Below are 13,190 nucleotides of genomic sequence, written 5' to 3'. Positions count from 1 at the left end.
GATTTCCTCCACTTGCTGATGAACGAATGGCAGCATCTAAACCAACAGTTGGAAAAACAACACTTAAATCTGCCCATTTCATCCACAGTAGCGAAAACTAACTAGATTAGATGCTGTTTTTCCACTTGCTTCCGTATATCCCATGGAACTGGGCTAATTAAGATACCTTTATCCACTTGTTTGCCGCTGAAGAGGTAATTCAGGGGTAAAAGTGCACCTGATTCTGGTGGAAGTGGGCTGTTGCACTTAAGCGGCAGCTCTCAAGGATTCATGCTGTTCCACAGCGCCTGGAAAGCGCCGGATTCGACCTCCAAGAATACCGGAGCATTGCCGTAGCGTACCAGTCCCTGGCCGAACAGGGTCAGCTCGACCCGGGCCTTGTCATCCAGCTGCAGGTAGATGATCTTGCGGTCTTCGCTGTCATAGATGCCTTGCTCCGTCAGTGGCTCTGCTGCCAGTGGTTTGGCGGCATTAAGTGCGCTCAGGAAGCCATCCAGCGCGGCACCCTCCGGCAGCGGCAGGTACTGCTGCTGGCCGTTGTTCCAGCTGCTGAAGCTCTCCCACTGGGCGGAGGCAATGCGGCCTTCCAGATTCAGCTTGCCGAACAGATCAGCGCCGCTGCTTACAGTAATACCATTCGTGTGTTCATACAGCTCCGCATATACCTGGCCGTCAATCTCCGTATAGGACATCACCAGGAATCCGGAATCGTATCCCTTTACGGCATAGATATCCGCTTCGCCAATATTGGAGGCCAGCTCGATATACTCATCCTTGCCGCTCCATTCATCAATGCCGCCGGTCGTCCGGCCCAGCTTCTCGCCGCGCAGTGCTGCAGCATCGGCCGCATCGATACGGGTCGCCGCTTGAGTATAGATATTGCCCTTATATACGACAAGGGCGATCATATCTGCTGAAACACCGGTGCTTTTATCCGGCAGCTCTATCTTGGGAATGACGATGCTGGCGGAAGTACCCGCAGCAGGTGTGCCCGGGTCTACCTGAGCCACTTGACCCGGGGAGGCTGTTCCATTCAGCTGCTGCATAATGCTTGGTCCGGCTAATCCGATTCCGGCGGCGAGCAGCACACTTGCTGCCACATAGACCATTTTACGCGGACGGCGTTTCTGCTCCATTTTATCGGTTAATCCTTGTTTCATGGTTTCACTGGATTTCATTGAATTCACCGCTTTCTTATAGTTTCTGCGAAATTCTTCTTCCTTCACTCCGGTTCCGCTCCTTCCAGCTCCAGTTTTAACAGCTGACGTCCCCGCTGAAGTCTCATCTTCACGGCAGACTCGCTGATTTGCAGAATCCTGCTGATTTCCTGGATGGGATAATCCTCGTAATAATACAGATGGATCACCGTTTTATACTTTACCGGCATCGCCAGCACGAGCTGCAGAATCGCCATATCCTCGGGGGTGTCGGCCGCAACCGGCTCAATACCCTCCAGCTTGACTTCGCGCTTGCGCCAGCCTCTGCCCAGCAGATTTTTACAATGATTGGTGATTACCCGGATCAGCCATGCCTTCTGATGTTCGTCATCCTTAAATGCGGGAGCTTTCTCCATCAGCTTGATGAAGGTGTCCTGCGTGGCTTCTTCGGCATCCTGGCGGCTGCCCAGATGGATCAGGGCAATCCGGAACAGCATATCTGAGTAGACCTCGTAACTTTGTATCACATGATTGCCCGGCCGGGTCATGGGTTGCTGCATGAGGTTATGCCCTCCTTTACCTATAACACCCTTAAGGACGGCATTTGGTCACATTTTGTTTCCGCAAAATTTATTTGGGCTGCATTACCGGCCCTTGAGTGAAATAGAACAGGGGATGAGGAAGTCCTAAGACTTCCCCATCCCCTGTATTAGCGGTCATATGAAGCGGCCATACGTTCAGCCGCTTATCTGTGCCAGGATGCTCTTCCTACTCCGGGGTTCCTTGGGTCACCCCATGCACATAAGTCTGCCATGGGGAATCCAGCGCTCCCTGACCCGGGTTATAGGTGAAGAAGTATTCCACGTTATCACCCTGCTGAAGGTTATTTACCGCGTAGGTGTAGTTGCCGTTGCCCGTGGAGGTCATGGCCACGTTCTGTTGTCCGCCGTTGTTGATTTTGTAATGCAGATCGGCGAAAGTTGCGCCGTTCACATAGAACAGCAGGTTATTGCCTGTTTTCTTCAGGCCGCGCACCTGATCGCCGATCACAATTACAGTTGCAGGCGGGGGCACCACGGTAATCGTGCTGGTGGCTGTTTTGTTGCCGTCCGCCGTTGTAGCCGTAACGGTTGTTGTGCCTGTTGCAAGACCGGTGACAAGGCCGCTCTGGCTCACGGAGGCGGTAGTGCTGTTGGATACGGTCCAGGCAACCTGTTTGTTAGTCGCACCAGACGGCGCCACATTGGCGGTCAGCTGGATGCTCTGTCCGGCCTGCACCTGGGCGGTGGAAGGAGTTACGGAGACACCGCTAACCGGAACGTTGCCCGGGTTGCCGGGATTCCCGCCGCCGCTGCCTTCCTTGTAGACCCGTACATAATCTACCTGCATCGTTGCCGGGATGTCAGACGGAGCGGGGGAGAGCCCGCCATCAAAATGTCCGCCGACTGCCAGATTCATAATCAGATAGAAGGGCTGGTCGAAGGGGGCATTCGGATTGTTCGGTGCTGCTACGGAATACCATTGCTCTCTGTTGACCTTGAAGAAGAATTTGCCGTCCACATACCATTTCACATTGTCTTCTTCCCAGACCATGGAATAGACGTGATAATCGTTCGCGAAGGTCTGCCCCTCAGGGAAATGATACTCACCGGCGATATACCGGTTCACAGGCCATTGTCCGCCGAAATGTACGGCGCCGCTGGTCGTGCCGGGAAGCCGTCCCTTGGCTTCCATAATATCGATTTCACCGGATGCGGCCCATGCCCCGTAAGCAGCGTCTTCCGGAAGCATCCACAGTGCAGGCCAGATGCCATTGCCTGTAGGCAGCTTGGCGCGGATGTCCACCCGGCCGTACTGGAAGGACAGATGGTCCTTGGTGTTGATTTTGCCGGAGGAATATTGCGCATACCGGCTCGGGTCCTGCGGGAAGGACTTCGGTTCATTGATGGCCATGATATTCAGCTGTCCATTCTGGACAAATACATTCTGGGTACTGTTAGTATAATGCTGCAGCTCCGCATTGCCCCAACCCCAGCTATTAGGGTCATTAGTGATATAGTACCCCTGTTCATAATTCCACTTGCCGGTGTCGAGCGCTGTCCCGCTGAACTCATCCTGCCAGAGGAGGTTCATCCCGGCCACAGCCGGGTCTGTTGGTGTTCCCAGCGCAATATCTTCCTGGTCGCTTTCATCGGGACGCGGGGCATTGGGATTACCGGTGAAGGTGTAATAGACATAATTGCTGCCGACATTTCCGCCTTGCTGCCCGTTCAGCGGATACCCGATGCGGATTTCCATATTCACTTGGATCGGCTGGAACCACAGGCCATAGATGTAATCGGCCCAATAGCCCCATTGGTTGGCAGCGGACATATTGTTATAGCCGTTACCGGCATAGACGAATCCGCTCTGGCCGGAATTGCTCAGATCCACCCACTGGCCGCCCGCCTTGATCTGATAGACGAATTTGCCAAGCTCGCTGCCAACCGGTGCGCCTCCGTCTATTTTAGGGAGAGGGAAGCCGATGGAGCCGTTGTTATCCGCTGTGTAAGCCGTACCGTCATATGCTGATAGGACATATGAATTTCTGACAGGTGTATTGAAGGTGATGGTATAGATGAGACTCGCGGAAGAGGTCTTAGAGGCCAGTTTGACATTAATGGATTCCGTAACGGTAAACCAATAGCCTCCGCTGCCATCGGTGAACTGGCCGAAGTTGCTGTCATAGATCCAGCCGCTGGCTGCGTTATTATCAATATCAATCCAGGTGCTGCTGTTAACAGGCTTCACGTATACTTTCAGATCATCCGCCACAGCTTCATAAGTTAAGGCCGGATCATTATTGAAGGTAGGGTAAGTAAAGCCTGCGCTGCCTGTAAAGCCTGCTGTAATCTGCGGCCCTTGTGTAGGAGCCATAGCCGAGATGGTTGTTGTGTTCAGGTTCTGAAAGGCCAGTGTGTAATTAAGAGTGACCGCGCTATTAGCCTTGGAGTAGAGCTGAATCTCAGTTGTAGCGGAGAGCGTGAACCAGTAGCCGTTCATCCCGCCGTCGCTCCAGTGGCCCCAGTTCTGATTGTAGACATAGCCGCCTGCGCTGTCGATGTCTATCCAGTTGCCGCTTACTTTCACTTTGACGCCCACATCGTCCGACACATCACTCCAGGTAGCGGAGCCGCCGTTGAACACTGGCATGACGAAGCCGTAGCTCGCTTGTCCTACCCCTGATTTGGAGATGACTGGACCGTCTGCCGCTGAAAAATAGGTCATGGAGCTAACAGTGACGCCTGCTGCTGCTGCTGTCTGAATTCTCGAAGCAGGTACCAGGCCGATGCCGGCCAGCATCACCAAGCTCAGGAACAAACATAATACCTTCTGTTTAAATCCGATATCCGTTAGGTGAAGTCGCTTCATACTTGCCCTCCTTTAATTAAATGGTAGTGAAGGTAACCGCTTACATGTGAGAGAACATCTTTATTCTATCGAATCTATTATCGCGCTAAAAGGGACAATACTTTTTGTTATGACCCAATTTTTTGGCTTTTGCTTTATAGGCAGACGCTATTGCGCCTACAGTTCAGAACTCAAGAAGTGAGTGTATTCAACATTGCAGCAATTGATGGAGTTCTGTTCTAAGTGAATATTCAGTGATAGCTGTATAACGTGCAATTAAAAACAGTGAAAAGGAATGCGTGACTCTTATAACTGTAGTCTATACAACTAAATCTGCCCGGATAGGTGAGAACCAAGACAAGTGGAGGTTTTAATTGTACAAAATACAGCTAAACGGATAACTGGTAGTAAATCAGCCATTTTAGTTGTACGAAGTACAATTAAGCCGCCTACCGCCTACCGCCTACCGCCTACCGTCTACCGTCTATGCTCATGTACCATAACGATAATCGTGGCACGGCAAACCCTCTGCAAGTATTTTGCCAGCGTGGTTTTCTATGGTCTAAATCTACACTGTATTGGTGGACTTATTTAGTGGAGTCTTGCTCGATTTGCAGCCCGCTGTCCCGGTAATCTTCTTCCCGTTCCAGCTTCCGGCGGATCAGCTGCCGGTATTCCGTGGGCTGCATATGCATCACATCCCGGAAGGCCCGTGTGAAGCTTTTGTAACTTTCATATCCGACCATGGAGGCAATCTCGACGATCTTATGGTCAGTTTCTGCAAGCAGACGCCGGGCTTTATCCAGACGCACATCACGCAGGTATTCGGCGAAACCTTTGCCGATATTCTTCTTGAACTGGTTGGAGAAATAAGCGTAATTCAGCGACACATGGTTGGACACCATCGCGAGATCCAGCGGCTTGTGGTAATTCTCGTGGATGAAACGGATGGCTTCGTTCAAGTCCTGAGAGTTGCGGTAGCTGCACTTGTATTCATAATAAAATTGGTTCAGCCGGAGCAGCTGCTGCTGCAGCGCCTGAATATAATCGCGGATGCCCGGATAGTCGAACAGGTTGCGCAGAGAGTCTAAGTCCAGCGCTTCTTCTCCCATGTACGGGCGGATTACACGCTCATATTCCTCCATCATCTGGACTACGGCCCGGCATAGCTGCTGTGTGTACCGGATGTGATTCCGCTGCAGCACATCCTTATGGAATAGGCTGGAGATTCCTTGGGTGATTCTGCCGCTGTTCTTGGTCCCGGTTAACTGGAACAGGGCATACAGCTCCTCATAGGGGAGCTCCCACTGCTGCTCCAGCCGCTCAATATGCGCGGGCAGGAGGCATAGCTTATCCGGAAACAGGAAGCTGTGGCGGTACAGCTCCAATACCAGCGTATAGCTGCCCGGAAGCTCCCTTAATCCATGCTGCGGGCTGGTCATTGCAGTAATGGCCTCCATCTGCTCGGCTTGGAGCGCAGCAGGGAATACCCCCGGATCTACGGCTGCATCAACCGCCAGGATCAGGTGGGGACGGTGCTGAAGACAGATACAACCCTGTCTGCCATATACGCGGTAAGCAGTAGATTCTATGCTATGGCTGCTGCTGGTACCCGGCTGGTTAATCCATAGCTCCTCGCGCAGCAGGCAGAGCCGGTAGCTGCTCCATAGCTCTGCACTCTGCTGCTCAGTCGCGTCAATCCACGTTTCATCACCCGCCGCGCCTTGCATATACATGCGCAGCTCCTTACGGTCGGTCTCCATGGCGCGGCGGGACAATTGCTCGAGATTACGCGAGAGCGACATTCGCGTCTGAATTTCCTGCCAGGCATGCTCCACGGAGGACTGCAAATCCTCCCGTTTCACAGGCTTGAGCAGATAACCCTTAGCCCCAAGCTCAATGGCCTTCTGGGCATAGGCGAAATCGCTGTACCCGCTAATAATCAGATAATCAACCTTAATGCGTTCCTCTTTGGTCTGCGCCATCAGCTCCAGTCCATCCATGTCAGGCATCCGGATATCGGTAATCACCAGCTGGATGCTGTGCTGACGCAATAGCTCCAGTGCCTCAATTCCACTTACAGCGCTGTATATATGGTCAAGCTGCAGAGGGAATTGGCGCAGCATAGCCTGCAGGCCGTCACGGATCTGCTTTTGATCATCCACAACCAGAATATTGATCATGCTACCATCCTCCAAGATTCACATTTTCCCAAGGGAGCCGTATGGTTACGCAGGTATAGGCGCTCTGCACGCTGTCAATCCACAGTCCGCAGTCCTTGCCGTAATGCAGCTGCAGGCGCTTATGCACATTCTCCAGACCCAGCCCGTTCTTGCTGGTAATAATCGGCGTATCCGAGTCGCCCCGCAGCACAGACTGGAGCTTCACCAGCATCTGCGGATCAATGCCTGCGCCGTCATCGCGGACCTCGATCAGCAGCAGGCTGTCATTCTCAACCCTAACAGTAATTTGGATATGTACACTGCCGCCTGCAGGGGCTGCGTGATGCACGGCATTCTCGACGATAGGCTGCATGCACATTTTGGGAATTGTATAGCGCTGCACCTCCGGGGGAAGAGCGGCCGACAATTCAATGCTTCCGCCTTCCATGAAGTTGATGAACCGGATATAGCTGTGGATGTTGGCAAGCTCTTCACTGAGGGCAACCGTATCACTGCGCCATTGCATGCTGTAACGCAGCAGTGAGCCTAAAGAGACCAGTGCACCAGCCATAGCCGGCTGCTGCTGGACCTCCGCATGCATCCGGATCGACTCCAGGGCATTGTACAGGAAATGGGAATTGATCTGTGAGTGCAGGGAGTGGAGCTGCGCGTTCTTGGCGATAAGCTGTTTATCCACCACCTGTGTCATCAGGTGCCGGATTTCGTCCAGCATATTATTGTAGCTGACGGCCACGTAGTCGATTTCGTCACCGGTTTCGTTATGCCGGAGTCCTGTATCAATCTTCGCATCCAGTTGCCCCCTGCGTACCTTGCGCATGGAGACGAGCACCTTCTCCAGCCGCCGGAATATACGCCGGGTCATCTGTGAAACGAGCAGCAGCATAAGCAGCAGCACACAGGAGGTGACGGCGATCACAATCAGGTACCAGTTCCGCGGGCCTTGCATCAATGCCTGATGGGAGGCAATATCGACCACATAGGCGTTGAGCGGGGCGATGTAGCGATACAGCGCGTAGTAGGTCTGATCCCCCGAATGGATCTTAACCGGGTTATTCTGCTGCAGCACATCCAGCTGTTCGTGAATCCGGCTAAGAATTCCGTCCAGCTTCTCCCCGGCATTCTGCGGGAACTCATGCCCCGGATTGTATACATTCCGGAAAGCACTCGTTCCGTCCATTACAACACTGAAGAAATCACCGCCCGTGTCTTCAAGCAGATCGCTGAAAAAAACACTGTGCCTGGCGCGGATTTCCATAATGGTGGGGAGCTTCTGCTGCTGGCCCTGAGGCCGCACCAGCCTGTAGTAGGATAACGTATCCTCGCCATCCTTAAAAGCGGATAAGCGGAAGGCGGCCCCGCCTTCATCACGGAGCGTCATCCAGTAATCCTGCGGCCAAAACTTGCTGTAATGGTAGATTTCAGGCCAGATTTCGTATACATCCGGGTTATCGACATAGAAGCTTAGCTCACTTATCAGCTCATGGCTTTGAATGATATTATGCATTTGCTCATATTGGTTTTGCTTGAATTTCACGAGCCGCAGGCCGTCCCCGCGCATATTGGTATGAATGAAATCCACAAATGCCTTCTGGGTCAGAGCGGTGGAGGAAGCGTTCTCAAGAATATCCATCCGGCTGCGCAGCCGTTCATTCAGGCGTGCGACATGATTGCTGCCCTCCGCCATAGCTTCCTTGTAGAGCTGGCTTTCCTGGGTACGGATGAATAAAAAGGAGACCACAATCGCAGGTATGGCAATCATGAGGCTGAAGGCCAGAAACAGCTTGGTTGAGATGCGGGAATTCCGGTAAAGCTTCCTCATCGTAGTCAGCAAATACTTCATCTGGTTAACCTCCCATCCCTGTAATATACCATATATTACAAACCGGCTGGTAGGTAATAAGGCGCTGCGGCTTAAGGGGGGAAACCCCTCTAAGCAGGGAATACCGGCCGCCATTCCGGCCGCCGGCATAGTTCAAGACATTATTCCGCCATTTTGGCTTTGCGTGCGTCCAGCTCCGTCTGGCGGTATTCCTTCACCTGTGCGAAGCCGTAGCTGTCGCGGCGGGACAGGAAGCTGTCGAAGATTTTGTCAAAAGCAGCTTCGTCCTTGGCCGTAATCAGCTCAGGGAGTACTTCTTCCCAGTTCTGGGAGATGCGCGCCCAGGCCACCGCTACATCCGAATCGCCAAGCGGGTCCAGTCCTTTATAGATACCGCTGTTGATATCGGCCTGTGCGTTCGCGAAGTCTTCCATCTGCTTGATCACAGGCGCTTTCTCCGGTCTCCACTGGTTGACGATAACAGGGTTGCGCATCATCCAGTAGGTATCCAGTATGCCGTATTCCTTCTCCAGCTTCTCAATATTGCTGCCCAGCATGTCAACGAATTCAGCCTTCAACTGCGGTTTGCCGTCCACCGTATCCCAGGTTTCGCCTTCCTTGCCGAGGAACAGGTCTCGCTGGCCCTCTTCACTGGCGAGGTAGGTCAGGAAGCGGATCGCACGCTCCGGATTCTCAGTGGATTTGCTGATCATGGTTACCATCCAGCCGTCCATGTTGCCGGGGAACAGCTTGGCACTGTCGCCTTTGCTGTTCTGCGGCCCGTCAACTGCGATGTAGTTGGAGTCCGGATTAGCACCCGCAGCCAGCATCGGATTGACAGCGGTCATGCCGGTCCATTCGCGGATCATCATGAAGTAGCGGGCGTTGTTCGTTTTCTCTTCCACCTGGGTATCGGAATCCACCAGGAAATCCACGTTAATCAGTCCGCGCTCGTAAGCGGTACGGAAGGTTTTGAGCCAGGCGATATAATCCGGGTCGGTCACACGGTCATATACGCTGCCGTCTTTCTCATGCGGAACGGCCAGCAGATTCTGCAGATACTCCGTCATCCCGTAAGGGACATTTCCCTGGGCGAAAAAGGGGCTCATAGGCTGACCCTTATACTCGGAATACTTATCCTTCAGCAGCTGCAGCGCACCCAGGAAGCCCTCCGGGGTACTGAGGTCCGGACTGCCCATTTCCTCGTACAGATCTTTGCGGACCAGGAAGGTCTGATTGGCGGCCGTCATGCCGGTCTCATGCATCAGATTGGGGCTGTAGGAGTCATTCGGAACACCATACGTGTTGCCGTTCTCCTGGCGGTACCACTTCAGCGTACCATCACCTGCCACCTTGTAGAAGTAAGGGTCGTACTGATCGGCCAATTCATTGAGGGCATAGACATGATCCCCTTCCCACAGCTTTTTGACAGCGGTTTCCCAGGAACCCATAGAAATGAGATCCGGCAGCTTGCCCGAGGTCATCATTAGAGTAATTTGCTCGTTAGCTTCACCGGAAGGGACCTCCAGCTTGACATTGACACCCGTTTTCTCCGTCACATATTTGGAAGCCAGGCTCTCGCCCCAGGTGTGTGCATACCAGTTCGCTCCAACAAACCAGGTTAAATCGATAGGGCTGGTATCGAGCTTCCAGGCGGGTTCATCGGGATTCTGAGTAGCTTCTGCCTGAGGCGCCGTTGTAGTATCAGCCTGCGGCGCAGTCGTGGGTGAACTTTCCTTATTCGCGGAATTGTTGCTGCAAGCGGCCATAGTTAACGTCAGGATTACGGCCAGAATGATGGCTAAGAATGGTTTGACAGATTTGCTTTTCACGGCATAATCATCCTTTCTGTATGTGTGTAGAATGGTTCATTACGGCTAGCCTTTAATAGCACCTATCATCACACCTTTGACCAGATAGCGCTGGATGAAAGGGTAGAAGATGAGGATAGGCAGCGTGGCTACCATCATGGAGGCGAATTTGATCGAGTTGCCGGGTAATCTTGCGCCGAATTGCGCCATCGCCTGCTGCTGCATGAAGGACATGGAGTTCTCGGCAATGATTTTGTACAGCATGGTCTGCAGCGGCAGCAGCTCCTGGGAATGGATATAGATGACTCCCTGATAATAGTCGTTCCAGTGATAGACTGCAGAGAAGAGGGAAATGGTGGCAATGACAGCCATGCTGTTGGGCAGGACAATCCGGAACAGGACGCCATAATCCGAAGCCCCGTCCACCTTGGCTGATTCCTCAAGGCTGTCTGGAATGGTGCGGAAGAAGCTCATAAATATAACCATATTAAAAAAAGTATACATGGAAGGGATAATGAATACCCAGAAACTATCATACAGGCCCAGCTTCGTCATGAGAATGAAGGAGGGGATCAGCCCGCCTGAGAACAGCATCGTAATCAAAGAGATTTTGAGATACAGCTTGCGGCCCATCAGATTGGACTTGCTCATTCCGTAAGCTACGATAGCGGTGAACAGCACATGCACCACAGTCCCTATCACCGTACGCATGGTTGTGATGTAGAAGCCGTTCATCAGCGTCTTATCATTAAAGGCTACACTGTAGCTGGCCAGCGAGAGCTCTTTGGGAAACCAGTTGACGGTACCCAGCGAGGCCTGCGCCGGTGAATTCAGCGAGTTGACGAGTACAAACCACATCGGGTACAGCGTCAGAAAGCAGACCGCCAGCATCAGCAGGGTATTGCCGACCTCAAAAGCGCCAATCCGCCGGAATCTTCCGCGTCTTGCCATGAATCTGTTGTCTCCTTTCCAGGTGGAGTCGGCTTCGCCGCTCATAATCCGTTTCTTCTAAAAAATACTGTCGCCGGTCAGCTTCTTGGAGGTCTGATTGGCCAACAGCAGCAGCCCCAGCGCTACGATTGAGCGGGCAAACAGGACGGCGGTGGAGAAGGAGTGTCGCCCGGAGACCAGCCCCATGTTGTAGATGTAGAGGTCGAGACTCTCCGCCATCTTCATATTCATGTTGTTCTTAAGCATGAAGATCTGCTCAAAGTTACTGCCGAGGATCCCGCTGACCGCGAGAATGAACAGAATAGCGATCGTGGGACGGATGCTCTGCACGGTGATATGCCACATCCGCTGCCAGCGGTTCGCCCCGTCCAGCTCGGCTGCTTCATACAGCCCCGGATCAATACCGGCTATGGCTGCTATGTAGATAATGGCGCTCCAGCCGGTTTCCTTGAGCGTATCGGTGAAAAAGGTAATCCACCAGAAGTACTTAGGGTCGCTGTTAAACAGGATTTCCCGGTCCTGGAACCCGATCGCCATCATCAGCTGGTTAATGACACCGCCCTCCCCCAGCCAGTTGAGTGCGATTCCGCCAAAGATCGTCCAGGCGATGAAATGGGGCAGGTACGAGATTGTCTGCACCGTGCGCTTAAACCGGAGGCTCCGGATTTCATTAAGCAGCAGGGCAAACATAATGGGGATCGGAAAACCAAGTACGAGCTTAATCGTACTCATCCCGAGGGTATTGCGGATCGAGCGCCAAAACCGGTCATCCGTCATAAAATCCTGAAAATGCTTCAGCCCGACAAACGGCGACTCCAGCATGGGCTTCGCGATGCTGAAGTCCATGAAGGCAATGATCAGCCAAAACATAGGGATATAACAAAAGATGAACATCCAGATAATGCCCGGTATTACCATGCTTTGCAGCTGCCACTGCCTGACAAGCGCTTTCATTTGTTCCGTTCTGTATTGGAACATGTGCTGTGCCCCCCTTCCTCTTTCATCGTATGAGAAAAGGGTTGAGGAAAAAAGGCCATGATTATTGACCCTATCCCAATTTTTTGGATTCCACCCACCGGGCCTGGAAATTAAGTATGCTGTGATTAACTGAAGGGAGTGTGCGAAGGATGAACAAGCTTGTATGGGAGCAGGATTTCCTAAGCGGAAATGCGGATTTGCAGAGCTGGAATATCCGCCTGGGCAACGACTTATTAGACAATGACGGCAAGCCGGTGTATCCGGGCTGGGGCAACGGGGAACAGCAGTTTTATACGGGGAATCCGGGGAATCTGTCTATCGGAGGAGAAGGCCTACAGCTGTGTGCGCGCCGCGAAACTGTGGAGCAGGATGGACGCAGCTTCGCGTATACCTCGGCCCGTCTGGATACCCGGGACCAGTTCTCTTTCTGCTACGGCAGGCTGGTCGTACGAGCCAAGCTGCCGGTGGGGCAGGGAATCTGGCCCGCCATCTGGCTGCTTCCGCAGGATCAGGCTTACGGGCCCTGGCCCGCCTCCGGGGAGATCGATATGCTGGAGGCGAAGGGACGCCTGCCCCGGCAGATAGCGGGAACGCTGCATTATGGACCGGATCTTGCGCATAAAGTCGTCGAAGAGTTCACCTATGAGCTGGAGAACGGAACGATTAACGAGTTCCGGGAGTATGCGCTGGAATGGGAAGCCGGTTCCATGCGCTGGCTGGTCGACGGGCAGTGCTTCGCGGAGCGGAGTCTGGAGCCGGGGGTGATGCCCTTTGATCAGCCTTTTTATCTGCTGCTTAATCTTGCAGTGGGCGGCTGGTATGACAATGTGGCGGTGGACGAAGCTGCGCTTCCGGCGGTGATGACAGTGTCAAGCATCCGGCTGTATCAGCATTGAGGCAG

General features: G+C 53.1%; 9 protein-coding genes. 1 reads left to right on the top strand and 8 read right to left on the bottom strand.

What is annotated here, in order from left to right; genetic code table 11:
• Positions 1–260: 260 nt before the first annotated feature.
• The 8 genes from MHI42_RS07285 to MHI42_RS07250 form a co-directional block, all read right to left on the bottom strand.
• The gene (locus MHI42_RS07285) at positions 261–1,226 is read right to left on the bottom strand and encodes a hypothetical protein (protein ID WP_342423323.1); all 966 of its coding nucleotides are present in this window, start codon (positions 1,224–1,226) and stop codon (positions 261–263) included.
• Positions 1,223–1,717, bottom strand: a complete 495-nt coding sequence (locus MHI42_RS07280; RefSeq protein WP_342423322.1) for a sigma-70 family RNA polymerase sigma factor — start codon at positions 1,715–1,717, stop codon at positions 1,223–1,225. Before MHI42_RS07280 ends, MHI42_RS07285 begins: the two co-directional genes overlap by 4 nt.
• Before the next feature lie 208 nt (positions 1,718–1,925).
• Positions 1,926–4,568: a family 16 glycosylhydrolase gene (locus MHI42_RS07275; protein WP_342423321.1), complete on the bottom strand. Its 2,643-nt coding sequence runs from the start codon at positions 4,566–4,568 to the stop codon at positions 1,926–1,928.
• 566 nt (positions 4,569–5,134) lie between these two features.
• A complete protein-coding gene (locus MHI42_RS07270; RefSeq protein WP_342423320.1) occupies positions 5,135–6,730 on the bottom strand; it encodes a response regulator in 1,596 nt (531 codons plus the stop codon).
• Between the two features lies 1 nt (position 6,731).
• The gene (locus MHI42_RS07265; protein ID WP_342423319.1) at positions 6,732–8,570 is read right to left on the bottom strand and encodes a histidine kinase; all 1,839 of its coding nucleotides are present in this window, start codon (positions 8,568–8,570) and stop codon (positions 6,732–6,734) included.
• Between the two features lie 140 nt (positions 8,571–8,710).
• Positions 8,711–10,381, bottom strand: coding sequence for an extracellular solute-binding protein (locus MHI42_RS07260; RefSeq protein ID WP_342423318.1), 1,671 nt, complete (start codon positions 10,379–10,381; stop codon positions 8,711–8,713).
• Between the two features lie 45 nt (positions 10,382–10,426).
• Positions 10,427–11,311, bottom strand: a complete 885-nt coding sequence (locus MHI42_RS07255) for a carbohydrate ABC transporter permease (RefSeq protein WP_042136063.1) — start codon at positions 11,309–11,311, stop codon at positions 10,427–10,429.
• 57 nt (positions 11,312–11,368) lie between these two features.
• A complete protein-coding gene (locus MHI42_RS07250; protein ID WP_342423317.1) occupies positions 11,369–12,289 on the bottom strand; it encodes an ABC transporter permease subunit in 921 nt (306 codons plus the stop codon).
• Between the two features lie 149 nt (positions 12,290–12,438).
• Between MHI42_RS07250 and MHI42_RS07245 the strand changes: the two genes are divergently transcribed.
• Entirely contained in the window at positions 12,439–13,185 is a 747-nt protein-coding gene (locus MHI42_RS07245; RefSeq protein ID WP_342423316.1) for a glycoside hydrolase family 16 protein, read from the top strand.
• Positions 13,186–13,190: the final 5 nt, after the last annotated feature.

The sequence above is a fragment of the Paenibacillus sp. FSL E2-0178 genome, from assembly GCF_038593005.1.
GTDB classification, from domain to species: domain Bacteria; phylum Bacillota; class Bacilli; order Paenibacillales; family Paenibacillaceae; genus Paenibacillus_AQ; species Paenibacillus_AQ phytohabitans.
The sequence above is the reverse complement of the archived record's forward strand: the minus strand, read 5'-3'. Positions and strand labels throughout refer to the sequence as shown.

Excerpts from the sequence above, each read along its gene's own strand:
- MHI42_RS07255 (WP_042136063.1), bottom strand. The coding sequence starts at position 11,311 with ATGGCAAGACGCGGAAGATTCCGGCGGATTGGCGCTTTTGAGGTCGGC.
- MHI42_RS07265 (WP_342423319.1), bottom strand. The coding sequence starts at position 8,570 with ATGAAGTATTTGCTGACTACGATGAGGAAGCTTTACCGGAATTCCCGC.
- MHI42_RS07275 (WP_342423321.1), bottom strand. The coding sequence starts at position 4,568 with ATGAAGCGACTTCACCTAACGGATATCGGATTTAAACAGAAGGTATTA.
- MHI42_RS07250 (WP_342423317.1), bottom strand. The coding sequence starts at position 12,289 with ATGTTCCAATACAGAACGGAACAAATGAAAGCGCTTGTCAGGCAGTGG.
- MHI42_RS07270 (WP_342423320.1), bottom strand. The coding sequence starts at position 6,730 with ATGATCAATATTCTGGTTGTGGATGATCAAAAGCAGATCCGTGACGGC.
- MHI42_RS07280 (WP_342423322.1), bottom strand. The coding sequence starts at position 1,717 with ATGCAGCAACCCATGACCCGGCCGGGCAATCATGTGATACAAAGTTAC.
- MHI42_RS07245 (WP_342423316.1), top strand. The coding sequence starts at position 12,439 with ATGAACAAGCTTGTATGGGAGCAGGATTTCCTAAGCGGAAATGCGGAT.